The 23,803-nt window shown below is 61.0% G+C and carries 20 protein-coding genes and 1 tRNA gene; 11 read left to right on the forward strand and 10 right to left on the reverse strand.

All coding sequences use genetic code 11. The features are described 5' to 3' along the window. Nucleotide 1: 1 nt before the first annotated feature. Together AC1DUY_RS04000 and AC1DUY_RS04005 are read right to left on the reverse strand one after the other, a co-directional pair. Complete coding sequence (locus tag AC1DUY_RS04000; RefSeq protein WP_478112362.1) at nt 2–1,558, reverse strand: acyl-CoA carboxylase subunit beta; 1,557 nt, start codon at nt 1,556–1,558, stop codon at nt 2–4. Next, a complete protein-coding gene (locus AC1DUY_RS04005) occupies nt 1,488–2,456 on the reverse strand; it encodes an IclR family transcriptional regulator (protein WP_478112364.1) in 969 nt (322 codons plus the stop codon). The genes AC1DUY_RS04000 and AC1DUY_RS04005 overlap by 71 nt, the downstream gene beginning before the upstream one ends. A gap of 238 nt (nt 2,457–2,694) precedes the next feature. On the opposite strand from AC1DUY_RS04005, the gene AC1DUY_RS04010 reads away from it, so the two are divergent. From AC1DUY_RS04010 to AC1DUY_RS04020, 3 genes are all read left to right on the forward strand, one after another. Further along, nucleotides 2,695–2,916 carry an acyl-CoA carboxylase biotin carboxyl carrier protein subunit gene (locus AC1DUY_RS04010; protein WP_068730696.1) on the forward strand — a complete coding sequence of 74 codons (222 nt, stop codon included), beginning with the start codon at nt 2,695–2,697 and terminating at the stop codon, nt 2,914–2,916. A gap of 178 nt (nt 2,917–3,094) precedes the next feature. After that, the gene (locus tag AC1DUY_RS04015) at nt 3,095–4,246 is read left to right on the forward strand and encodes a TAXI family TRAP transporter solute-binding subunit (RefSeq protein WP_478112367.1); all 1,152 of its coding nucleotides are present in this window, start codon (nt 3,095–3,097) and stop codon (nt 4,244–4,246) included. 45 nt (nt 4,247–4,291) lie between these two features. Next, the gene (locus AC1DUY_RS04020; RefSeq protein WP_478112369.1) at nt 4,292–6,496 is read left to right on the forward strand and encodes a TRAP transporter permease; all 2,205 of its coding nucleotides are present in this window, start codon (nt 4,292–4,294) and stop codon (nt 6,494–6,496) included. A gap of 35 nt (nt 6,497–6,531) precedes the next feature. Here the strand turns inward: AC1DUY_RS04020 and AC1DUY_RS04025 are convergent, their stop codons facing one another. Beyond that, the gene (locus AC1DUY_RS04025) at nt 6,532–6,984 is read right to left on the reverse strand and encodes a hypothetical protein (RefSeq protein ID WP_092151927.1); all 453 of its coding nucleotides are present in this window, start codon (nt 6,982–6,984) and stop codon (nt 6,532–6,534) included. A gap of 160 nt (nt 6,985–7,144) precedes the next feature. Further along, nucleotides 7,145–8,662, reverse strand: a complete 1,518-nt coding sequence (gene ilvA, locus AC1DUY_RS04030) for a threonine ammonia-lyase, biosynthetic (RefSeq protein WP_184516047.1) — start codon at nt 8,660–8,662, stop codon at nt 7,145–7,147. A 228-nt stretch (nt 8,663–8,890) separates the two neighbouring features. On the opposite strand from ilvA, the gene AC1DUY_RS04035 reads away from it, so the two are divergent. Beyond that, nucleotides 8,891–9,964 (forward strand): acyltransferase family protein, encoded by a 1,074-nt coding sequence (locus AC1DUY_RS04035; protein ID WP_478112371.1) that lies wholly within the window; start codon nt 8,891–8,893, stop codon nt 9,962–9,964. Here the strand turns inward: AC1DUY_RS04035 and AC1DUY_RS04040 are convergent. After that, nucleotides 9,961–11,391, reverse strand: coding sequence for an O-antigen ligase family protein (locus AC1DUY_RS04040; protein WP_210269069.1), 1,431 nt, complete (start codon nt 11,389–11,391; stop codon nt 9,961–9,963). The two genes, AC1DUY_RS04035 and AC1DUY_RS04040, sit on opposite strands and share 4 nt — an antisense overlap. Nucleotides 11,392–11,496: 105 nt before the next feature. On the opposite strand from AC1DUY_RS04040, the gene AC1DUY_RS04045 reads away from it, so the two are divergent. Further along, a tRNA-Arg gene (locus tag AC1DUY_RS04045) sits at nt 11,497–11,573 on the forward strand. A 46-nt stretch (nt 11,574–11,619) separates the two neighbouring features. On the opposite strand, the gene AC1DUY_RS04050 is transcribed toward AC1DUY_RS04045, so the two are convergent. Continuing rightward, on the reverse strand, nt 11,620–12,543 hold the full coding sequence (locus tag AC1DUY_RS04050) for a hypothetical protein (RefSeq protein WP_478112374.1): 924 nt from the start codon (nt 12,541–12,543) through the stop codon (nt 11,620–11,622). A gap of 275 nt (nt 12,544–12,818) precedes the next feature. Here AC1DUY_RS04050 and AC1DUY_RS04055 point away from each other — a divergent pair, with 275 nt between their 5' ends. The 3 genes from AC1DUY_RS04055 (at nt 12,819) to AC1DUY_RS04065 (ending at nt 13,891) form a co-directional block, all read left to right on the forward strand. Then, nucleotides 12,819–13,130, forward strand: coding sequence for a pilus assembly protein PilZ (locus tag AC1DUY_RS04055; protein WP_089267262.1), 312 nt, complete (start codon nt 12,819–12,821; stop codon nt 13,128–13,130). A 159-nt stretch (nt 13,131–13,289) separates the two neighbouring features. Continuing rightward, nucleotides 13,290–13,508, forward strand: coding sequence for a hypothetical protein (locus AC1DUY_RS04060; RefSeq protein ID WP_093759133.1), 219 nt, complete (start codon nt 13,290–13,292; stop codon nt 13,506–13,508). 104 nt (nt 13,509–13,612) lie between these two features. Continuing rightward, entirely contained in the window at nt 13,613–13,891 is a 279-nt protein-coding gene (locus tag AC1DUY_RS04065; protein WP_439071368.1) for a hypothetical protein, read from the forward strand. Here AC1DUY_RS04065 and AC1DUY_RS04070 read toward each other — a convergent pair. Beyond that, on the reverse strand, nt 13,860–14,099 hold the full coding sequence (locus AC1DUY_RS04070) for a hypothetical protein (RefSeq protein WP_093758827.1): 240 nt from the start codon (nt 14,097–14,099) through the stop codon (nt 13,860–13,862). The two genes, AC1DUY_RS04065 and AC1DUY_RS04070, sit on opposite strands and share 32 nt — an antisense overlap. A 495-nt stretch (nt 14,100–14,594) precedes the next feature. On the opposite strand from AC1DUY_RS04070, the gene AC1DUY_RS04075 reads away from it, so the two are divergent. Beyond that, entirely contained in the window at nt 14,595–15,794 is a 1,200-nt protein-coding gene (locus AC1DUY_RS04075) for an MFS transporter (RefSeq protein ID WP_478112377.1), read from the forward strand. Between the two features lie 4 nt (nt 15,795–15,798). On the opposite strand, the gene AC1DUY_RS04080 is transcribed toward AC1DUY_RS04075, so the two are convergent. Continuing rightward, complete coding sequence (locus tag AC1DUY_RS04080) at nt 15,799–16,251, reverse strand: hypothetical protein (protein WP_478112379.1); 453 nt, start codon at nt 16,249–16,251, stop codon at nt 15,799–15,801. Nucleotides 16,252–16,653: 402 nt separating this feature from the next. Between AC1DUY_RS04080 and AC1DUY_RS04085 the strand changes: the two genes are divergently transcribed. Continuing rightward, nucleotides 16,654–17,013, forward strand: coding sequence for a GrlR family regulatory protein (locus AC1DUY_RS04085; RefSeq protein ID WP_089267259.1), 360 nt, complete (start codon nt 16,654–16,656; stop codon nt 17,011–17,013). A 9-nt stretch (nt 17,014–17,022) separates the two neighbouring features. On the opposite strand, the gene AC1DUY_RS04090 is transcribed toward AC1DUY_RS04085, so the two are convergent. Next, the gene (locus tag AC1DUY_RS04090) at nt 17,023–19,704 is read right to left on the reverse strand and encodes a PAS domain S-box protein (protein ID WP_478112381.1); all 2,682 of its coding nucleotides are present in this window, start codon (nt 19,702–19,704) and stop codon (nt 17,023–17,025) included. Between the two features lie 102 nt (nt 19,705–19,806). Further along, nucleotides 19,807–21,987 (reverse strand): PQQ-dependent dehydrogenase, methanol/ethanol family, encoded by a 2,181-nt coding sequence (locus AC1DUY_RS04095; RefSeq protein ID WP_478112383.1) that lies wholly within the window; start codon nt 21,985–21,987, stop codon nt 19,807–19,809. Nucleotides 21,988–22,230: 243 nt separating this feature from the next. On the opposite strand from AC1DUY_RS04095, the gene AC1DUY_RS04100 reads away from it, so the two are divergent. Further along, nucleotides 22,231–23,799, forward strand: coding sequence for a long-chain-fatty-acid--CoA ligase (locus AC1DUY_RS04100; RefSeq protein WP_478112385.1), 1,569 nt, complete (start codon nt 22,231–22,233; stop codon nt 23,797–23,799). Nucleotides 23,800–23,803 lie beyond the last annotated feature (4 nt).

Consider the following 23,803-nt stretch of genomic DNA (forward strand, 5'->3'; position numbering starts at 1 on the left):
CTTACGGCCGCATCGCCAGCCGTGACGGACCTGCGGTGCGGAGCGGTTCGGCAAGACGCGCAAACTCACACAATAGCGAGCGCGTCTTCGTGGGGTTGATGACTTCCTCGACCCAGAACTTCTCGGCCGAACGGAATGGCGAGCGCAGCTTGTTGAGGCGATCCTCGATCTCCTGCTGCTTGAGCTTTGGATCGTCCGCCGCGTCGATCTCGGCGCGATAGGCCGCCTCGATGCCGCCTTCCAGCGGCAGCGAGCCCCAATAGGCCGAAGGCCATGCGTAACGCATCGAGAACCGGTTGGCCGGCTGATGCACCACGCCAGCGACGCCGAACGCATTGCGGATGATGATCGTGCACCACGGCACCGTGGTCTGATTGACCGCGGCCATGGCGCGCACGCCGTGACGGATGGTCGCTGCCTTCTCCGCATCGAGCCCGATCATGAAACCCGGGCAATCCATGAGATAGACGACAGGCAGATGGAACGTCTCAGCGAGGTCGACGAAGCGCACGACCTTCTGGCAGGCTTCCGCGGTCCACGAGCCGCCATAGTGGAACGGATCGCTGGCAAGCAGCAGTACCGCACGGCCTTCGAGACGCGCAAAACCGGTGATGATCGGCCGGCCGAAATTCGCCGCCATCTCGAAAAACGAGCCTTTGTCGACGACGGCGTCGATGATCGGGCGCATCTTGTAGACCTGCCGGCGATTGCGCGGCACGGCGTTCAGTAGAGATTCCTCCGCACGTTCGGGATCGTCATTGCAGGCGATCGTGGGCGGCAGGTCATAGACGGACGATGGCAGATAGGACAGGAAGCGTCGCGCACAGGCGAAGGCCTCCTCTTCTGTCTCCACGGCATGATCGACGCCGCCAGCGCGCGTCTGGATATCGGCGCCGCCGAGTTCCTTCTTCTCAAGCGACTGGCCGAGGCGCGCGACCACGGGAGGCCCGGCGACGAACATCGCGGAATTCTTGGTCATGACCGAGTAGTGGCTGGCTGCAAGCCGCGCGGCACCGAGCCCGGCGACTGAACCAAGGCCAAGGCCAACGACCGGCACCTGCGCCAGATTGGACGTCGTGTACCAGTACCAGCGCGTGCCCCCGACGCCGCCCGGCAGATTGGCTGCGCCCCTGGTCTCGATGGTCTTCACCGAGCCGCCGCCGCCGGAGCCTTCGATCACGCGAATGATCGGCAGCCGGAAGTCATGCGCCATTTCCTCGGCCATCAGCGGCTTGGCCGAAATCGAGGCGTCTGCCGAACCGCCGCGCACGGTGAAGTCGTCGCCAACAACGACGACGGGACGGCCGTCGATCTTGCCGCGACCGAACACGCAATTCGCCGGCGTCAGATGCTTCAGCTCACCAGACGCATCATATTCACCGATGCCGGAGACTGCCCCGACTTCGTGAAAGCTTTTTGCATCTATCAGTCTGTCGATACGTTCACGAACTGTGAGCCGGCCTTGGTCATGCTGCCGCTTGACCTTGTCAGCGCCCCCCATCTCCCGCGCGAAGGCTTCGCGCCGGGCGAGGTCGTCGAGTTCCGGCTTCCAGTTCATTCATTCCCTCCGGGAGCATTTTTTTCTGAGCTTTTGGCGCGGGAGGCGCATCTGGAACGGGCGCACTGGTCAGGCCGCTATCTGCGTTCTGAACCATCATGCTGATCGTGCCGCTGAGCTGACGCAGGATCGGAGCGATCTCGTCCTGCAGGCGCTGCTCGTCATACATGGCGGCAAGCAGACCGATGGTGACGACCACATAGGTCTGATATTGCGGCGACCAGATCGGCGTCGCAATGCCGGTAATATGCGGCGACCAAAGGCCACCTGCGAGGACGTAGCCGTTATCACGCAGACATTCACGGTTCCCAACGATCTTGCCGCGCAGGATCTTGGCGTCCTCGGGCATTTCGCGCGCAATATCGTTGATCAGAGCATTGCCCACGTCTTCGTCGAGCGCTGCGGTGTAGGCATGACCGGCTGCAGTCCGGCCCATGGCAATGCGGCTGCCGGTGGTCGAATGCAATCCGAGCGCGTGATCGGCGCGGGCATATTCGAGATAGACCATGTGGAAACGATCGGGAATCGTGAAGCCGATCGTGCCAGGTACCTGCTCCGCCACTTCCTGCAAACGCAGGCGGATCAGGTTGCGCACCTGAAGTCCCCGCATCATCGAAGCACTCATCGCGACCGCACTCGATCCGATGCGGTACTTCTGATCTGCAGGCAGATAGGCGAGCTGGCCCATGCGCGTCAGCGTATGCGTCAGGCGCGATACGGTGGAGCGCGGCAGGCCGCAGCGATTGGAGATTTCGAGATTACCAAGCCGGGCATCATGGCCCTCGAAGCAGCGAAGAATATCAAAGGCGCGCGAAACCACTTGGATCACGTCGCCGTCGCCTGCCAGATCGCTGGCGAGCATGCCTTGTTTGCTGAGCCGTTCCGAACGTCGTCCCATGATGCGTTTCCCTTAAAACGACGCATCTTGCGGGGAGCCAATCCGTTGGATTGCCCCGATGTGCGCCGCCGTCCCGTTCCACTCTGCGGAATTATATTCCACTTGCGGGCTACGCTACCTCAGGCAATCTGCGGCGACAACACCAAGCTGCTCGTTTCTTCTCATTCTTAGGAATTGTCCGGTCGCGTCGGCGCTACACCTATAGCGAGCAGCCGCCCGCGTGATCGCGGAGAACATCATGCCAGAGATCAAGATCCTCAGCGAAGTCGCCGGCCGCATCTGCTCGCTGCCGCTGGCAACCGGCGATTCCGTGAATGAAGGAGACGAAGTGGCATTTGTCGAAGCCATGAAGATGGAAATTCCGGTCGCCTCTCCTGCCGCAGGTAAAATCAAATCGATGATCGTCGCGGTCGACGACGTGGTCGCGGAAGGACAGTTGCTCGGCACAGTCGAGACGTGAGCAGAATGCACTGACGACCTCGACTGCCTTACCAATGTGCTGCGGCATTCTGTCTGAGATGGTGACCGCTCCCATCATCCAGCGAACGGCCTCAGGACATTGCCAGCGCCTGACGGCGATGACATGATCGCTGAACAATAAAAAGCAATTCGCAAAGCGAATGCATCTGGAGGGGAAAATGCTTCACCGGCTTATCGCGCTGGCGTCCGTTGGCGTGCTCAGTTCGACCGGCGCTGTATGCGCACAGGATATCAAGCTTCCACCGACCATGGCGGTCACCGCCTACGACACCGGCACCGCCGGCTTCAACATCGCCGTCGCTGTCGGCAAGATGATGAAGGACAAATACTCCACCGATGTGCGTGTGCTGCCTGCCGGCAATGATGTCGCGCGGCTGGCGCCATTGCGCGCCGGTCGCGCCACGATCGCCTGGATGGGCTCGGGCATCTACTTCGCGCAGGAAGGCGTGTTCGAATTCGGCGTCAAGGAATGGGGCCCTCAGCCAGCGCAGGTCACGCTGTCGACCATCGACTGTAATGGCGCCTCGCTCGGCGTCGCTCGCGATATCGGCGTGAAGGAGATCAAGGATCTACGCGGCAAACGCGTCGGCTTCGTCGTCGGCTCACCTGCCCTGAACCAGAACTCGCTTGCCATCATGGCGTTCGGCGGTCTCACCAAGGCAGACATCAAGCCGATCGAGTTCGCAAGCTACGGCGCAATGTGGAAAGGCATGGTGAACAACGACGTCGATGCCGCCTTTGCTACCACCATCACTGGCCCGGCCAAGGAAGTTGAGACATCGCCGCGCGGCATCATCTGGCCGCCCCTCCCCGCGGAAGACAGGGCCGGCTGGGAGCGCGTCAAGCGTGTGGCACCGTTTTTCAATCCACATGTCGCGACCTGCGGCGCGGGCATCACGGCATTAGCGCCCGTCAACATGAGCACCTACCCCTACCCCGTCGCGACCGTCTACGGCTTGCAGGCGGAAGATCAGATCTACGCGATCACCAAGGCGATGATCGTCAACTTCGACGCCTACAAGGACAACGCACCAGGCGCTTTGGGCCTCGCCGTAAAAGCGCAGTCTATGAAATGGGTCGTTCCGTTTCATCCCGGCGCCGTGAAAGCCCTCAAGGAAGCCGGCAACTGGACGCCAGAAGACCAGGCACACAATGACGGACTGCTGAAGCGGCAGGACGTCTTGAAGGCGGCATGGAGCGAATACGCCAAGGCCAGTGCATCAGCCGGTGAAAAGGAGTTTCTCGACGGCTGGATGACTGCCCGCGCGGCTGCGCTGAAGAAGGTCGGCATGCCGAACGGCTTTGAATAACGTCGTTATTTTTAGCTGTAACCGCGAACAATAATCGGGGCCATTATGTCAATTTCGTCACCCGATCACGCGCGGCCCGCATCCGACATTCCCGTAAAAATGGAACTCGACGATCCCCATGGGGTCGCCGACCTCCAGGAGTCCGAGGTCTCGCGCGTTCGCGCCTTGCATGGCGTGTGGCGCTGGGCACTGATACTAGCCACCCTCGCGACCATCCTGCTCTGCATAAACCAGCAATTTTCGCTGCGTTTCTTCGTCGATGTCACGCAACTCAATACCGAATATTTCTATCTGCTAATCGCGCTGATGCTGCCATTCACGTTCCTGATCTTTCCGGGAACGTCAAAGGCCGATCTCGACCGAGTGCCGTGGTACGACGTCGTGCTGTTCATCGCGACCTTCGCGGCCGCGATCTTCCTGATGATGAACATCCGCAAAGCCGCGCAATTTGGCTGGGAATTCGACGGCGCACCTAAACCCGTGATCGCCGCAGGCCTCGTGATGTGGTTCGTGCTGATGGAGGCGCTGCGCCGCACCGGCGGCTGGAGCCTGTTGCTCAGCGTCTTCCCCTTCACGCTGTATCCACTGTTTGCCGACGCCAAATGGCTCGGACCGTTCCGCGGCACCCAGTCGACGCTGGAGCAAACCACGGCCTATCACGTGCTGTCCGGCGAAAGCCTGCTCGGCATTCCGATCCAGGCATTTGCCGACACCGTGATCGGCTTCCTGGTGTTCGGCACGGCGCTGATGATGACAGGTGCCGGCAAGTTCTTCATCAACATTGCCTTCGCGATGTGCGGTACCTTCCGTGGTGGCGCGGCAAAGGTGTGCATCTTTGCATCCGGCCTGCTCGGCACCGTAGGCGGCAGCATCGTGTCCAATGTGCTCACCGCTGGAACGATGACGATCCCCGCGATGAAGAAAACCGGCTTCACGCCGTCCTATTCAGGAGCGATCGAAGCCTGCGCGTCCACCGGCGCCGTGCTGGCGCCACCGGTGCTGGGCGCGACGGCCTTCGTCATGGCGCAATTCATGAACACGAGCTATGCCGACGTCGCACTCGCTGCCACGATTCCATCGATCCTGTATTACTTCGGCCTGTTCACGCAGGTCGATAGCTACGCCGCGCGCCACAAGCTCGAAGGCATCCCGCGCGAGGAACTGCCCCGCTTCATGGATGCGCTCAAGGAGGGCTGGTACTATCTCTTTGTCATCGCGATCCTTGTCGTGATGCTGCTGTACTTCAAACGCGAGAGCCACGCGCCGTTCTACGCCACCGCTTTGCTGGTCATCCTGCATCAATGGTCAGGCCCGGCACCATGGAAGAAGGGCAACACCGCCGTCCTGGCGCTCTCGATTGTGCTGACCGGATTGATGGTCTGGCTCGATCTGCAGAACGCCTATCTATGGGGAATGTGCATCCTCGCAGCGCTCAATGAATTCTTCCCTGGCAAGAACTGGGGCGGTGCACGATGGATCCACTTCCTCGAACTCAACGGCAAGACCTTCGTCGAACTGATCGCCATTCTCGCCGGCTGTGGGTTGCTGATCGGCGCGTTCTCGCTCACCGGCGTAATCTCGAGCTTGGCCAACGACCTTCTGGCGATCGCCGGCGGCAACGTCTTCCTGCTGCTGATCATGTGTGCCTTCACCAGCCTGATCCTCGGCCTCGGCCTGACGACGACGTCCTGCTACATCTTCCTCGCTATCCTTGTCGCACCGGCGCTGGAAAAGCTCGGCCTCAACAAGATGGCCGTGCACATGTTCATCTTCTATTGGGGCATGCTGTCGTCGATCACGCCACCGGTCGCCATCGCATCCTTTGCCGCCGCCGGCATCGCTGGCGCACCGGCGATGAAGACCGGCTGGGAGTCGATGTGGGTCGGCAGCATCATCTATTTCATCCCGTTCTTCTTCGTGCTGAATCCGGCGCTGCTCTTGCAGGGCGACAACCCTTACCTAGAAGCGTTCGGCCTGACCGGCCTTGCCTGTCTCGGCATCGTTTTCATCTGCGGCGGCATCCAGGGCTATCAGGCCTATGTCGGCGATCTGCGCCGTGCGGGCGCAATGGAATGGCCGCTACGTGTGCTGCTGGTGATCGGTGGCTTCGTGATGGCGACACCCGGAGGCGGCATCAATCCGCTGTCGCAGTGGCAGATCATTGCCCTCGCCGCCTGCATTCTCGCGCCGACGGTGCTGATCGCGCTGGCGCTGATCAGGCGCGGCGATGCGCGGCTCGCGGTGTCATGACCGCGAAGGCATTCAGGTCGTTTGAAGATTGAAAGCTAGAAAAACTCTTCCGGGCAGGGATCGACGATCTTCCAGAGATCCATGCCGTTCTTGATCTTCTTCATTTCCGGCGTGAGACCGCCGTTACGCGCAAGCCAGTCTTTCACCGGCGGCGGATAATAGGCCATCAGGTCCGAGGTGCCCTCGTAGCTAATCACCTTCATGCCGAAGGTGAAGGCCTTGTCGTAATAGGCCTGATGGAAGCCCAAGCTGGCGCGCGGCGTCACGCAGACCTTGTTCATCGGCACGATTCCGAACACCAGGGTGCAGGCCGAATTGCAGATGCCGTCGATGATCACCCGCTCCTTGCGGTCGCGGATGCGCTCATACTTGGCCTTGTATTCCTCGACATAGCCGCCGTGGTCCCGGGTGATGCGCAAATCTGCCCGTGCCGGGGCTACAGACAGCACCAGCAGGGACATCAGAACAGGCAGCAGCGAAAGACGCATCGCGTGATGAAACCGGTAAGGGACCCCAAGCCAACGCCCATTTTCCGGCATCAGCACACCGCCCGACTCTGGCCGGACAGTGCTAGTATTCCGTTAAGCATCGCCTTTGAGCGAAAAAAAGGCAGAAACCGGTCCTGCCTCACTCTCTGCCCTACCCGGCCTAGCCGTTCAGGAACATCCGGTAGACCGGATTTTGCGTTTCGTCCTCATAGGGATAGCCGAGGGAGGTCAGCCGCTGCGTCAGGGTCGGCCGATCGGCCTGCGGGACTTCAATCCCAACAAGCACCCGGCCGTAATCCGCGCCGTGGTTACGGTAGTGGAACAGCGTGATGTTCCAGTCCGCGCCCATCTGGTCGAGGAATTTCAGCAAGGCGCCCGGACGCTCCGGAAACTCGAAGCGCAGGATAACCTCGTCCCGCAAAGCCGGCGGTGCTCGCCCGCCAACCATATAGCGGATGTGCAACTTGGCGGTCTCGTCCGCGCTGATGTCCAGCACCTTGTAGCCGAGCGCCTGCAATTGCCCGATCAGCTCGCCCTTGTCGTTCTTCGCGCCGCTCAGCTTCAGGCCGACAAAGACATTGGCTTCCTTGGCATCGGCATAGCGATAGTTGAACTCGGTAATGTTGTGATTGCCAATGGTCTGGATGAAGCGGCGATAACTGCCGGGCTGCTCCGGAATGGTCACGCCCAGCAGGATCTCGCGGGCCTCACCGACCTCGGCACGCTCTGCGACGTGCCGCAGGCGATCGAAATTCATGTTGGCGCCGCTGTTGATGGCAATTAGCGCGCCGGTGCGCGTGGGATTGTTCGCGGCATAGCTCTTCAGTCCTGCCAGCGCCAAGGCGCCGGCCGGCTCCGCAATCACGCGCATATCCTCGAAAATATCCTTGATGGCAGCGCACATCTCGTCGGTGTCCGCCGTGATCACATCATCGAGCAATTCGCGGCAGAGACGGAATGTTTCGACGCCGGCCTGGCGCACGGCCACGCCGTCGGCAAACAGACCGACGCGATTGAGAACGACGCGCTCGCCAGCATCTATCGCGGCTTTCATCGATGCGGCATCGACCGGCTCGACACCGATGACCTTGGTCTCCGGGCGCAGAAATTTGATGAAGGAGGCAACGCCGGCCGCAAGCCCGCCGCCGCCGATCGGCACGAACACCGCCTCGATGGGATCGGGATGCTGCTGCAGGATTTCCATGCCGATGGTGCCCTGCCCCGCGATCACGTCGGGATCGTCATAGGGATGCACGAAGGTCAGCTTCTGCTCGGCCTCGAGCTTGCGCGCATGCGCCGCTGCTTCGTCGAACGTGTCGCCGAACAGCACGGCATTGCCGCCCCAATATCTGACAGCATCGATCTTGATCGGCGGCGTGGTCACCGGCATCACGATGGTTGCCTTGATCCCGAGCCGCTGCGCCGACAGCGCCACGCCCTGCGCATGATTGCCAGCCGACGCGCAAATCACGCCGGCCGCGCGCTGCTCCGCAGACAGCCCCGCAATGCGGTTGTACGCGCCACGAATCTTAAACGAGAACACCGGCTGCAAATCCTCGCGCTTGAGCAGCACGGGGCTCCCCATGCGCGCGGTCAGCCGAACCATCGGGTCCAGCGGCGTCTGGATCGCGACGTCGTAGACGCGGCTGTCCAGGATTTTGCGAACGTAGTCAGTCACAGGTAGTCCTCGAACATGTGGCAGAGACCGAACTGGCCACAGAACGGCTTGCCGACAGCTTGTCGGCGCAGATGGGCACCGAAATGACCGAGAAATCAAGCCTGTTTTCCAGAAAAGCACCTATGAACGCCCGACCGCCATTTCATGGATCGGCGTTAACGATGGTGTACGGCTCTCGGCGTATGTTGTCTTGCTAATCCAAACATTCCGAACCAGCGATGCCCTACGATGCAACTATCGCCAGTCGAAGATGCAGAAGCACCAAGATCGCAGACCGATCGCACGCGTCAGGTCTGGATCGATTTCGCACGCGGTATAGGCGTCATTCTCGTGGTCTATGGCCACGTACTCGGCGGCCTGATACCGCCACATCTGTTTCCTGACGGGCCGCTCGCGCAGTGGATGAGCTATACGCTCTACACGTTCCACATGCCGCTGTTCTTCTTTCTCGCGGGCCTGAACGTACAGCATAGCCTCACACGCGGCACTCGAGCATTCCTCAGCAGTAAGGCGTGGACGATCGCCTATCCCTATGTGCTTTGGTCGCTGATCCAGGGCGGCGTGATCATGCTGATATCGCGCAATGCCAATATTCCGATCACCACCAGCGACCTCGTGGCGATCTGGTATCGGCCGATGGCGCAATTCTGGTTTCTATACGCCCTGATGATTTGCCACGTACTGGCAGTGCTCATTCCCAATCGCACCATCATGATTGTCGTCGCGCTCGCTGGCCTGATCGTATTCATGCTGTTGCCGATCCGCCCCGATCTTGCGCTCACCATGCATCACCTGCCGTTCTATGTCGCAGGTCTCTATGCAACCCGCATCGTGATGGCGTGGCAGCCTCATGGGCGAACGGGCTGGATCATGTTGACCGTGATCGCCACCACTTTCGCTGCGGCGGTTGCCGTTGGAGGACAGCTCGCCGGCTTCGACGCAAATGGCATAGCATCGCTTCCGGCATGTATTCTCGGCATCACCAGCGTGGTGCTGCTTTGCAAATTGCTGAACGAGACGCGGCACCGCTGGCTGGCGCTGGTCGGCGTGATGTCCATGACGATCTATGTGCTGCACATCATGGCTGGGTCGGGAACGCGGATCATCATGCAGATGCTGCACGTGCCGCCAATGCCGTGGGCCTATCTCCTCGCAGGCACCGCGGCCGGCGTGCTCTTGCCCATGGTAGCCCATGTCGTGTTGCAGCGGCTGAACCTGCTGGCACCACTCGGCCTTGCGCCACTGCCGAGGCGCAAACCTGCACCCGCTCCGTTTGTCAGCCAGGCAGCCCGGTCAGACTAAACTCTGCCGGTTCGCGCCTGCTCCAGGGGCATCGCGGCATCCTCGGCAGGTCTGACAGTCTGGTCGTGCGGACAGGCCATCGCGAAGATCATCCAGAACAGAGCAGATATCTCACCTGACGAGATACTGGTCAGAGGCAAGTGAATCAGGATACCGCCGAGCGACAGAGCGCCGAGCACCACGCCTTCTTTGGTCGGCATCCGCCATGCCGCAGACGTGCTCCAGACCCCGACCCAGATATAGGCTGCCAAACAGAGCAGTCCAACGGGAATGCCGAGCGTGAGCCAGCTGGCAATGATCTGGCCATCGACCGGCATGGTGCCCGCGACACCGATATCGGTGAAGCTGAAACCAGATCCCACCACCATGCTGTCAGGTGTATTCCACAGCGTCACGAATTCTTCGAGACGCTCGTTGCCGCTGCCATCCTCGGAACCGCTGCCGAGCGACTGCAGCCGCTCGGTGATCACATCGCCGAAGGGCGTGAACAGGACCGCCGCCATGGCTGCGCCGACGATGCCAAGTCCGGTCGCAAGCGCCCGCCGCCGTGTGGATTGAAACACCATGCAGAACACCACGGCCAGCGCGAGTGCGATCCAGCCGGTCCGATACAGCGACAGCAACAGGCCCAGTGCAGCGGGCGCCAGGGCAATCAGCGACTGCCATCCCGGTCTCAGGAAGCCCAGCAACAGCAGTCCCGTTGCGGTGAAGGTCGCGTAAGTGGCGGGCCCGTTCATCGTGCTGAAGACGCGCACCATATAGGGCAACGGATACCCTGCCGACAGGATCGAGGCGTAGTTCATCCAGAACCGATCCCAACTCGGCGGATCGACATATTGCCATATGCCGTAGAGACCCGTCAGCGGCAGCACCACCAGAAAGATGCGCGCCATGGCATTGACGAGTTCGCCATCAGACTTTGCGCGCTGCTGCAAAGCGATGCCGTAAAGCACGGGCGCCGCCCACTTCAACGCACCTGTCGCAGCGCTCATCCAGTCATTCTGAAAAACCGACAGCATGGCACCGTAAGCGATGCAGGCCAGCACGATAGCCGGCGCGATCAGCCAGGGATCGCGCAACTGCTCGCGGGACGACAGCAATGTCCACAGGCTCGGTAACGGCGTCAGGATGAACAGCAGCGGCCCGATCAGCATGATGCTGGCCGCGTCGTAGCCGACCGACACATCGACCACGCGCCGCACGAATGGAGCGAAGGCAAACAGCAGGATGGCCGACTGGATATGGGCCGCGGTGCTGCGTTGCCAGGCCAGCCAGCCAGCAGCGGCGCAGCCGACCACGAAGAGCGGACGCGACAATCCGCCCAGCGCGGGACCGACCACTAAGGTCACGATCAGAAGCAGCGCAGTCGGTAGCCACCCGGACAGGACAAAATCCACCGGACCGGATTTGAGTCGGCCTTGATTCATGAAGGCAGACTATAGCGAGCAGCCTCCCCGACGTTAGGCAAAACCGCTGCGCTCCCCCATCGCGGGGCTAGCTTTTGCGACTTTCGCCGCTATGGTGCCGCCGTCGCACTCGTAGCTCAGCTGGATAGAGCATCGGATTTCGATTCCGAGGGTCGGGCGTTCGAATCGCTCCGAGTGCACCATCACAGGTGCCCTTAAACGCCTGTGTCCATTCGGCTTTTCCAGAGACTAGGCGCTCGCTTCGCGCTCGATCGTCCGCAGCCGCACGAATGCCGCCCAAGCCTGAGGAAACTCCGCACTCTTGGCATCAATGGCCATCAGAGCCCGGAGGGCTTCCCGAATTTCGTCCGGCGAAGGCCGCTGAGATGAGGTTCCCGCTTTGGACTTCGCCCAGAGATCTTCAACCGATTTTGCCAGCACCAACGCCTCAGCATTCGTTCGTTTCTGCACCGGCTTCGTCAACGCGTGGTCCGGCGGAAAGACTGGCCACGCGGTCGGCGGCTTGTCGGCACGCCAGTTGGATTCGGGGCCGGGCGTGGTTTTGAATGTCTGATTTCCCGATTGCTGCCCGCCCGAGCCGGGTTGGCCGGCCAGACGTCCGAGTTGCTGCTCGGTCGTCCCGGCCGGTCCACTGCCCGCAGGTGATAGTTGCGACGCCATGTCCGTGAGCACTGACGGATCGGCTGCCGGCAGCGTCTTTTGAACCAGCTTGATCGCCTGGAGCGCACTGGGTGATATGCCGATCTTCTGTTGAGCCAGCTTCTCTTCTTCTTCAGAGACCGGACAAGCCTTGTACGCATCGTGCCGTTGCGCGATCTCTCCATCGTCGTCGATACGCGCAAAGTCGATGGCGACCGTGTAAACGAAAGCTCGATGCCCGGTGTAAGCTCCCGATTTGTCCTTGGCGTTCACGCTGCCGCAAACATATTTCCTGTTATCGACCTGGACCGACCGCAAGCCATCGAATTGCGCAGATGACGGATTGAGCAAGAGTCGCGTGACTGCAGCACGCGCCTTCGAGTTATTGGTTGTCAGGATGGCATCCAGCGCATAGTCGGGCCGAATGAAGGACGGCTGATAATAGAACACGGATGCGGCCGCAAAAAACGCTGCACCCACGCCGGCAGATATCAGGGCAGCTGGCGTGTTCATGCAGTAACGTGCTCCGCCGAGGCCCTTCAACAAGCCATGGATTCCACTTTACATTGCACCAGCTTGTAACCATTCCGTTAACGCGCACCTCCACAACCGCCGCGTCTGAAACCCGTCGTTGCGGTTGCACGATTCAACCGAATAAGGCTGTGCGCCGCGGCGCTTATTCAAAACAGCATCTCGATGGCGTGCTGAACCGCAAAGCCTGCCGTCAGCGGCATTTACCAGCCGTTACCACCATCCAATTTAAAATCCCCGGCGCCAAGGAAGCGTCGATGACCCCTGAAAAACCAAATGCTGGCCGCGTCGCGTTCGAGCGCGGTTTCCCTGTCTGGCTCATGGCCATTGACGGCACATGGCGCCGCAGTTGCCGCATCATGGACGTGTCCGAGACGGGCGCGCGCCTTATCGTCGAGAGTTCGATCGAGGGTATCAATCTCAAGGAATTCTTCCTGCTGCTGTCGTCCACAGGACTGGCATTCCGTCGCTGCGAGCTGGCCTGGGTCAATGGCGAGGAGATCGGCGCGACATTTCTGCGACAGGGCGCCAAGAAGAAAGCCGCCCGGCCGGCTGACACCGAATCCTGACATCCCTGCGACCGTTTCCGGAACCTGGCACCCGACACGCAGCGGCTGACGCCGCTGCGCCGATCTGCCCAACTTTGCGGCAGGAACATTCGCGCGCCCGAACTCTTGTTATCCCGTGAACAGTTGGGTGCGTTTGTCCGTTTGAACCCGGGAGCCACCGTGAAGAATTTTTCCCATGCCGCGTTTCCGCCAGACACAATCTCAGTGATGAAACAAGCGCTGGACGGGGCTGTTTCAACGCTGCCGCATCCCGTCAACTCCGCTCACGTGCAATCCATCGCCGAAAGCATCCTGCGCACCACAAGCGAGGGTGAACGCGATCCCACGATGCTCCAGACCATGGCGCTGCTGGAATTGCGGATTACCCAGCGGGACTGACGGCCGACCGATCATCACGACCTCGTGGGCAACGAAAGTGGGGCTTGCTGCAGCGCAACCAGATGCCATATTCCGCGTTATCGCCTCATCACGGAGGTTGCCGCATGCCCTACGCGCTGTTTTCAAATTCGGTCAAAGTCAGTAAGGCCTTCCCCAACAAATCCGATGTCTGGCGGCATGCCGTCGAGAGTGGCTTGGTGATGGAAGTCGGCCTGGGCGAGGAAGATCCGCCGCGTCGTCTTCTCGATATCGGCTATGCGATCCACGCATGTGCTGCCGATCCAGTCGAAAAATCGGCCGCTACAGGCATGAGCGAGCACGACATCAGCCAGATGATTGCCGCCTGTCAGCTCAATCAGCGGTCCGCAGCCGCCGCATCGTAAATTCAATGTCGCCGTCTGGCAGCTCGCGCCAGCGCTCAACTTCACTCATGTAAGCCTGCTTCGGAAACCGGTCCAAAAACGCCCGCGCCGTCTTGCGGGCGTTTTCGCGTGGCTGTGTGAAGCTCTCGCGCACATAGCCGTCATCGATGGCACGCCGCTGCTGGCGCGCGGCCATTCTCTCCGCCAGATCGCGCGGTGTTCCCGGCATTGCTGCTACTCCGGACACAAGCAACGTCTGATAGATTGTCACGGATGACCGGCAGATCAAGCGTCATGTTTCACGGCGCGACAGGTTTGCGCTCAGAAGAAAGGGCGCACCGATCACTCGGCGCGCCCCTTCCCTGTTCTCGCTGAACCAGGCGCCGAGACGCCCTTCCGAAGCTCAAAGAGTGAGCCTAGCGGGCGGCCTCAGCGAGGTGACAGCGCTTGGAATTAGACACTGGACCACCTCCTTTCATTGTTCGTGACAGCCTGAGTATAGGAAAGATTCGCGCCGTGTTAAGGGGCGCGATCCAGACGAGCCATGCAATCTCGCACAGGGCGCGCGAGCCAGCCGCCGTTGTGAAGGCTTGGCCATGCGTGCATCATCTTTCTCTGCTGTTGCTCCGCGCATCACCTGAGCGAGCATTGGACAGCGGTAAAATCAATCAAGGACGGAAGCGACCGTTGGGCTTGCCCACCTTGTCCATTAGGTCCCTTCCCGATGTCCAGCAATCTCGACGCCCGGCCGAAAGGCGTGATGACGCGTCGCGCTGCCATTATTTTTCAGATCGCAACGCTCGGCACTGTCGCCATGTTCGCCAGCGCACCGACGCCACTCTACCGGATCTATCAGGACCACTGGCACCTCTCGCCGGTCATGGTCACGACGGTGTTCTCCGCCTATGCGCTCAGTCTGCTGGTTGCGCTGCTGACGGTCGGGGGATTGTCGGATTATATCGGTCGCCGGCCCGTGATGTTCTCGGGGCTGATCCTGAATGTCCTGGCGCTGCTGGTTTTCATTACGGCAGATTCCGTCGTGGCACTGATCACCGCCCGCACCATTCAGGGATTTGCAACCGGCATTGCCTTCGGCACCATCGGTGCTGCCATGCTCGATCTGAATCGCGCGCACGGATCGCTGATGAACAGCCTGACGCCTGTAACGGGCACAGGGATCGGCGCGTTGCTATCCAGCGTACTCGTCAGCTACGCGCCAATGCCGACCCAACTGGTCTATCTGCTGCTCCTCGTAGCAACGCTCATACAAGCCATTCTGCTGTGGTGGATGCCGGAAACGGTTGCGCGTCGTCCCGGCGCATGGGCGTCGCTCCGACCGATCGTGACCGTACCGCCTCACGTACGACAACCCTTGACCCTGGTCTCGCCGGGCAACGTTGCCGTCTGGGCGTTGGGCGGATTCTACTTGTCGCTGATGCCCTCGCTGCTCCGGCTCATCACCGGATCGAATTCGCCTCTCCTTGGTGGACTCGCCGTGACAGCGCTGACCTTGAGCGGTGCCGCCTCGATGCTGGTGGCACACAAATGGCCTGGCACCACCATTCTGATCCGCAGCATGGCGTGTCTTATTCTCGGCGTGCTGATCACGCTGGGCGGGGTCTACACACAAAGCGTCCCACAACTATTGGTCGGCACGGTCATTGCCGGCTTTGGCTTCGGCGCCGGATTCTTCGGTAGCATCCGGACCGTTGTGCCGCTGGTCCCCGCGCATGAACGCGCTGGATTGCTCTCGGTAATTTTCATTATCTGCTATCTCGCCTTCAGCCTGCCGACTATCGTCGCAGGCTTGGCGATCCCGACGCTCGGCCTGCCGCTCACGCTCGATATCTATGGCGCCGCGGTCATTGTCCTCGCGGCGATCTCGCTGATCGCCGCGCTCGCATCGGTCCGCCGGGCGTTGTGACCAGCTACGTCATGCTACCTGGCATGAAACAACGGATCACTGTGCCGGACGACCCCTGTATCGGCCACACCATGGTGCGACCGACGCGGTTCGGCACCGTGATGACAGCTTCGTCCGGTACGTCGAGCCACATCCCGTCGATCCGCACCTTGTAGTGTCCACTGTTGGATTCCCAATCCACATCGCTGACGGCGCTGCCGTCTGCATCGGAACAACACGGACCCTTGCCGCTGCGCAGACTATCGAACCAGGCTTTCAGATCGGGGCTGGTATTGGCGAATTGTCCGCGATCGCGCGCAGCGACCGATTGCATCAGCGGCACTGATAACAGAACCGCAATACATAAGGTCGGCGCTCCCAGCTTCGGCCAGCCTGCACGACGCCGGACGCGTCGATCGTGAGAGATAGTAGTTGGCGAACACGGCGCGTCGGCGCCGGAAGTCATCCAGTCGCTCATTTGCTTGCTCCAGCCCCCGGCCGGCACAATGATGTTCAGGTTTGTCGCGGGCAAAGTACCCGCCTCTTCCGTAGTCACTCACGCAAAGCGCATCATACGACTATCGAAGAACGGCTGCGCTTCAACTTCGCGACAGACGCCCAATCAAACGATAGGCGATTCTCCATTAGCACCGGCAGGCTCTCTTCGCACTGCAGCGAATTTGTGGTGATAACTTCAATGGCAGAGGTATTTAAGAACGCCCTCGTCGCGAAGTGCCAAGGCGGCAAGCGAGCGCACCTGCGTCACTCGGTCTTTCGCTCGTGCACCAACAGCGCCCGCGAATGCGTTGACGTTGGTATACGGTCTTTGCAATACTTCTGATTGCGCAACCAAGGGACGGGTTTGCGCCATCGGGCTATTATGAAGAATGGACTCTACTCGATCCATGTCGAGCTTCTCGACGGGCGTTCAGGCAAGGGCAGCGGTGTTGTAACCTTTCGCGAAGGCGAACTGCTCGGCGGCGACGCGTACCTGTTCTACGTCGGTACCTATGTTCTCAACAAGGAAGCCGGCACCTTCAAGGGCGAAGTTTCCGTCATGCAGCACACGCCCAGCCCTGACATGAGTCCACTGTTCGGTGGCCAGAGCCAACCGGTCGGCATCGGTCTGTCGGGTACTTTCACGGATACGTCGGCGACGATGAACGGCACAGCGCTCGTCGGCAAGCACAGCCAGATATTCCGCGCGACACTGCGCAAGCTTGCGGAATTTCAGCAGTAGCAGCGTCCGCTATTCCGCAGCCATCTCCAGCGGAGCGACGCGCGGCAGGATGATCTGGATGCGCGTTCCCTGCCCCGGATCGGACTGCAGATGCAGACGACCACCGAGGCGGCTGGTGACGATGCTGTAGACGATGTGCAGGCCCAGGCCTGTGCCACCCTGATCCCGGCGCGTCGTGAAGAACGGGTCGAAAGCACGCCGCCGGACCTCAGGGCTCATGCCGACGCCGTTATCCGCGAAAAGAATTTCCACATGATCGTTGCCGGCTTCCTGCACCTTGATCTCGACCGAGCCACCATTGCCATCGGGAAATGCATGAGCGACGGAATTGAGGAACAGATTGGTCAGCACCTGACCATACGGACCCGGATAGCTGTTCATCGTCAGTCCTGGCTTGCAGTCGACCGAAAGCGCCAGCTTCTGTTTTCGCAATCCCGGTTTCAAACTCATCACCACCTGCTCGGTGAGATCGGCGAGATCAAAGACGCGCTGGTCGGAATAATTGCGGTCAGCGGAAACCTGCTTGAACGACTGGATCAACTCAGCCGCGCGATTGAGATTAGCAACCAATTGTGCCGCCGCGTCGCGGTTGGACTCGATGAACTCAGTCAGGGTCGAGCGGCGCAGCTCGCCGCGCGCAACCTCCTCGCCGAACAGCGCAATCTTGCGTTCCAGCGATGACGCCACGGTTAGGCTGATGCCCACGGGATTGTTGACCTCATGGGCTACGCCGGCAACCAGCCGCCCAAGCGCCGCGAGCTTCTCCGCCTCGATCAGCGAATTCTGCGTCTCACGCAGATTGCGTAGCGCCGTTTCGGCGGCGTCCTTGGCCTTGAGCATCTCCTGCTCGCTGCGCTTGCGCTGGCCGATATCGAGCGCCACGGTCACGATGTTCTGGATATCACCATCGGTCGTCAGCAAAGGCAGCTTGTTGACCAGCCACTGCCGCATCACACCGGCAGCGTCCTTGTACTCTTCCTCGTAGAAACCGAGGCCCTTTCTGGTCGCCAGCACCATCTTGTCAGGCGAGTCGGTCTTCGACGCGCCAAAGCGCATCATCAACTCGCCAGTGGTTTTCCCGATCGCCTCACCGGGCTCGATGCCGAAAATCCCCGCCATATACCGGTTCATCAAGACGTATCGCAGATCGGTGTCTTTTACGTTGATGACGGCAGGAACGGTATCGATGACCTGCTGCAGCAACCTGCGACCTTCCCTGATCGCGGCTTCGGCATGTTTCTGGTTGGTGATGTCGCGGACTGTTCCCTCATAGCGCACAACCTCGCCATTCTCGTCGCGGACCGCCGTGGCGCTGTCGGACAGCCAGAGGACCGTGTCGTGCCGTTGACGGACCTGATACTCGAATTCGCGCACCATTCCGTCGCTTGCCATGCGCTGCTGATACTCGGCGCGCGCCGCGGGATCGACATAGATGTTGCGCGAGATATCCAGCGTGGCGCGGATCAGGTCTTCCGGTGAATCATACCCCATCATCCGCGCCAGTGCCGGATTGGCATTGAGCAGCGCACCTGCCGGCGTCGTCACATAGATGCCGTCGACGGATCCTTCAAACAGCTTGCGATAACTCTCTTCCGCCAGCCTCTGCTCGGCCAACGCATGCAAGGCCGCCTCGCGCGCGGCATCGGCATCGACCAGCGTCTTGCGGAACACCTCCGCGGCGCGCGCGATGTCACCGATTTCATTCTCCAGATCCATGGCCGGGATCGGCGTGTGCTTGGCGCCGCCAGCTAGCGCACGGATCGACTTGGCAATCGCCTTCAGCGGCTTCACGATCCGCCGCACCACGAATAGTGCCGCCAACAGCCCGACCAGAACGCCCGCCGTGCCAAGGATGATGCTTTGCCATCTTGCCTCGGTCAGCGTGCGCGCGAACTCACGCGACAGGACGCGGCCGCGACGGGCGCTAAGCTCGCGCAACAATTCGGTCACCCGCCCGATTAATCGGCCTTCGGCGCCAAGCACATCCCTGTCGAGATCGGCGATCTCGCTCTCGGTTTCCGAGATCGAGATGATTGCATCGGTGTAGGCATCGGCGGCCGCACGAAGCGCGGGCGTGCTGATCGGCAGCGCACGCATGCGCTGGGCGGCCTGCTCGGCTCCGATCGGATCGCGCGCCAGCAAAGCCGCCGCGATCTCGTTCTGCGCCCGGAACATGGCCTTGGCGGCATTTGAATTCGTCACATCCGGAACGGCGTTCTCGAATTGCTCGCGGAGCGGCGGGAGCGTCGCCAGCATAGCGGAGCGACGTGCAATCAGCGATGAGACGCGCTCAATCCCTTCGCGATACTTGGTCAGCCGCGCATCGACACCGTCGATCATGTCGCGCTGCTCGGGCGCGAGCTCGATCCGGGTCTTCTTCAGGAGATCGCCGAGCGCCGTGGCAGCCTGCGAGACCTTTTCCGGTTGTGCGTCGGGATCGGTGACGAAATCGCGTGCTGCCAGCCGCAGGCTGATCAGGCGGCGGTCGATGTTTTCGGCCAGATCGCCGACGCTCTGCAGCCGCTCAAGCTCGGCGAAGGTATTGTCAATATGACGGATCGCGACCACGCTGGCGACGCTGGTGATCAGGATCACCGTCAGCACCAGCAGGAACCCGCTGAAGGTCAGCTGGCCGATCGAGAGCGAGGACGATCGGACCCGCTGAAAGAATGCCGCAATGGCAGAGGACATGGTTGTGGGACCGGACTTCAGAGCGTCCCAATATATCCCGACTTCAGCCGCCGGGGGAACATGCTGGACGGCCCGATCGGGCCGAACCGTCCAGCATGGTGTTTATTTCGGCCTAATCGCGTCGGCCGTGCCTTGGATGAAGGCCTGGATCTTGACCACATCCGCTTCCGTGAGCTTGCCGGTAAAATCAGGCATGCCCTTGTCCTTGAATGGCCCGTTGAAGACGATGTCCTTCAGGTTGGTGATGGTCTCGGTGGGGACATAGCCCAGGTTGGGCACATTGCCGCCCTTATCCACACCCGGCACACCGTGGCAGGTCGCACAGGCATTAACGTAGATCGAAGTCCCCTCCGGCACGTGAGCGGGATCGTATTTGACCCCGGTCAGCAGATTGCCGATCTGGTACTTGGTGAAGGCAGGCAACGGCGCCTTCCCGCCAATGGCAAAGGTATAGACCGTGCCGGGCGCCTCACGATCCGTCGCGCGCTGGGTGATGCCGAACACGCCGCCCCACCCGACCGCCACCGAGACGTATTGCACGCCATCGACCACATAGGTCGCAGGCGCAGCCACCACGCCGGTGCCAACCGGCGTTTCCCAGAGCTTCTCGCCGGTCTTGGCATTGTAGGCGATGAACCGGCCGTCCGCGGTCCCTTGGAACACGAGATTGCCGGCCGTCGTGAGCGTACCGCCATTCCAGGGCGCGATGTATTCAGCGCGCCATGCTTCTTTCTGCTTGACCGGATCCCAGGCGATGAGACGCCCGAACGGCAGATTCTTCGGTGGCGCCGCATTGAGCGAGAAGCCGACATTCCAGCCGGTGGTGCCGCCGAACTTGTTCTCCGCCGGCGCATTCTGCACCAGCGCCTTCTCGCCCGTGAGGTTCAAAGGCACGCCCTGCGCCGGCAGATAGACCAGACCGGTTTGTGGATTGAACGACATCGGATGCCAGTTATGGGCACCGAACGGTCCGGGAATGCTGTCGAAGGATTTGTCCGGCGAGCGGGCTTCCGGCACCTCGATCGGTCTTCCGCTGGCGTCGTAGCCGGTGGCCCAGTTTACATCGACAAAGTTCTTGGCAGAGATGAACTTGCCGTTGGTGCGGTCGATGACGAAGAAGAAGCCATTCTTCGGCGCGTGCAGCACCACCTTGCGCTGTGCGCCGTCGATGGTGAGATCGGCCAGGATCATCGGCTGCGTCGAGGTATAGTCCCAGTTGTCGCCGGGCGTTTCCTGATAGTGCCAGAGATATTTCCCGGTATCGGCATTCAGCGCGACGATCGAGCCGAGATAGAGATTGTCGCCGCCTCCCGGACTGCGCAGATTGCGATTCCACGGCGAGCCGTTGCCGGTGCCGATATAGACCATGTTCAGGTCGGGATCGAAGGTGATCGTATCCCAGGCCGAGCCGCCGCCACCATTGACCCAGTATTTTCCGGCCGGATCCCAGGTCTTCGCCGCGGCAGCCATGGAGTCGTCCTCGAACGGCTTGGCCGGATCACCGGGCACCGTGAACCAGCGCCATGCCTGATTGCCGGTCTCAGCGTCATAGGCCGTAACGTAACCGCGCACGCCATATTCGGCGCCACCATTGCCGATCACCACCTTGCCGTTGAACACGCGCGGCGCGCCGGTGATCGTATAGGACATCTTGCGGTCGATGACGGTGTCCTTCTCCCAGACCTTCGTGCCGGTCGCGGCATCCAGTGCGACCAGCCGGCCGTCATAAGCCCCCACGAACACCTTGCCCTTGTAGAGCGCGACGCCGCGATTCACGACATCGCAGCAGCCACGATAGCCCTTCTCGCGATCTACGCCGGGATCGAAGGTCCATAGCCGCTTGCCGGTCCGGGTATCGACGGCATGCACCACGCTCCATGGCGCCGACACATACATGATGCCGTCCACCACAAGCGGCGTCGCCTCGACGCCGCGGATGGATTCCAGATTGTAGGTCCACATCAGGCCGATATCTTTGACGTTCTCGGCCGTGATCTGATTGAGCTTGCTGAAGCGCGTCTCGGCATAATCAAGGCCGTAAGTCGGCCAGTCCTTGGACGTCGCCGTATTGGCTGTGATCGCGGCGCTATCGATTGCCGATGTAACCGCCTTTATGTGATCTGGTGTGCCCTTGGTCTGTGCGTTTGCGGCACCGCCCAACAACGTCGCGCCAAGCGCTGCTGCGATGGATGTTCGGAGCCAACGGTGCAGTATTGTATGTGAGTTAAGTGTCCCGTTGAAAAATGGACGCGAAGACGCGCCCCGACGAGCAAGCTGTCTCATGCATTTCACTCCCAATGGCCTCTGGCGGGCCTGTCGCGATGTTACGCGCAGGAGTTGAATCGTCAACAGATGAGAACAGTTCCAGATTTTTCTCTGACGCGTTTTGCATCGCAAAGCTCGCGCAAATCCTTTGAACCATCTGGTGAGATATAAGCGATTGGCTACGCTTGCCCGCTCCTCACCCATCGCTATGATCGCGCTACAGAGATGCACGCAGCATCCGCAATACCGAGGGGAAGCGCCATGAATATCACGCAAGGCCTGCGCCGTGCGCTGCAGACCAGCCCGCAGACGATAGCGACCATCGATGGCGATCGCCGCCGGACATGGCGCGAGGTTGGAGATCGCGTTGCGCGGCTCGCCGGTGCGCTGCAAAAGCTTGGCGTCAAACACGGCGACCGCGTGGCGGTGCTGATGCTGAACTCCGACCGCTATCTCGAACTCTATCTGGGTATCGCCTGGGCCGGCGCTGTGATCGTGCCGACCAATGTGCGCTGGAGCCAGGCCGAAATTCTCGACTCCCTGCTCGACTGCCGTGCCACGGCGCTTGTCGTCGACAGCGCCTTCGCCGCCATGGGCGTCGAACTTGCCAAAGCGATGCCACTCACGCTGGTCTATGCGGACGACGAAAAAGGTCCCGCGGAAGCGCACAACTACGATGAGCTGGTCCAATCGACAGAGCCCGTGCTGGATGCGATGCGGACACGCGAGGATCTCGCGGGTATCTTTTACACTGGCGGCACCACAGGCCGTTCCAAGGGCGTGATGCTGAGCCACGGCAATATCATGAGCAACTCGCTGCACATGATGAGCGAAGGCCTGCTGCCTTACGGCTCGGTCTATCTCAACGCCGCACCGATGTTTCACGTCGCCAATGGCGGCGTGATGTTCACCTCACTGGCCTCTGGCGGCACCAATGTCATCGTCCGGGTGTTCAATCCGGAACTGGTGATGCAGACCGTCGCCCGCGAGAAAGTATCGGCGACGTTGATCGTCCCGACCATGATCCAGATGCTGGTCGATCACCCCGCATTCCAGACTGCCGATCTTTCATCTCTGAAAATCATGATGTATGGCGCCTCGCCGATCAACGACGCGCTGCTGAAGCGCGCGATGGCAGGAATGCCCGGTACCGAATTCCATCAGCTCTACGGCATGACCGAATTGTCGCCGCTGGCGACGCACCTGCCGTGGGATCAACATTTCGGCGAGGAAGCCACCGCCAAGAACCGTCAACGCGCCTGTGGCCGCGCGGCGATCGGCTGCGAGGCGCGTATCGTCGACGCCAATCGCAAGCCTGTGCCGAATGGTGAAGTCGGCGAGGTCGCGGTCCGCGGCCAGAACGTCATGATGGGCTATTGGGAGCGACCGGAGGAAACCGCCAAGGCCGTGATCGATGGCTGGATGCATACAGGCGACGGCGGCTACATGGACGATGAAGGCTACATCTATCTCGTCGACCGGATGAAGGACATGATCATCTCGGGCGGCGAGAACGTCTATTCCACCGAGGTTGAGAACGTCGTTGCTCAACATCCGGCCGTGGCGCAATGCGCCGTGATCGGCATTCCAGATCCGCAATGGGGCGAGACCGTGCATGCGTTCGTCATTCCGAAGCCCGGTGCGAGTGTCAATGCAGCCGAGATCATCGCCTTCTGCAAGGAGAAGATCGCCGGCTACAAGTGCCCGCGCAGCGTGGACGTGCGCAGCGAACCGTTCCCGCTGTCGGGTGCGGGCAAGGTGCTGAAGCGCGAGTTGCGGCGGCCATTCTGGGAGAATGCCGCCGCGGCGCCGCAAGCCAAAGCGGGATAGACCA

It is taken from the genome of Tardiphaga sp. P4_G1 (assembly GCF_056401215.1).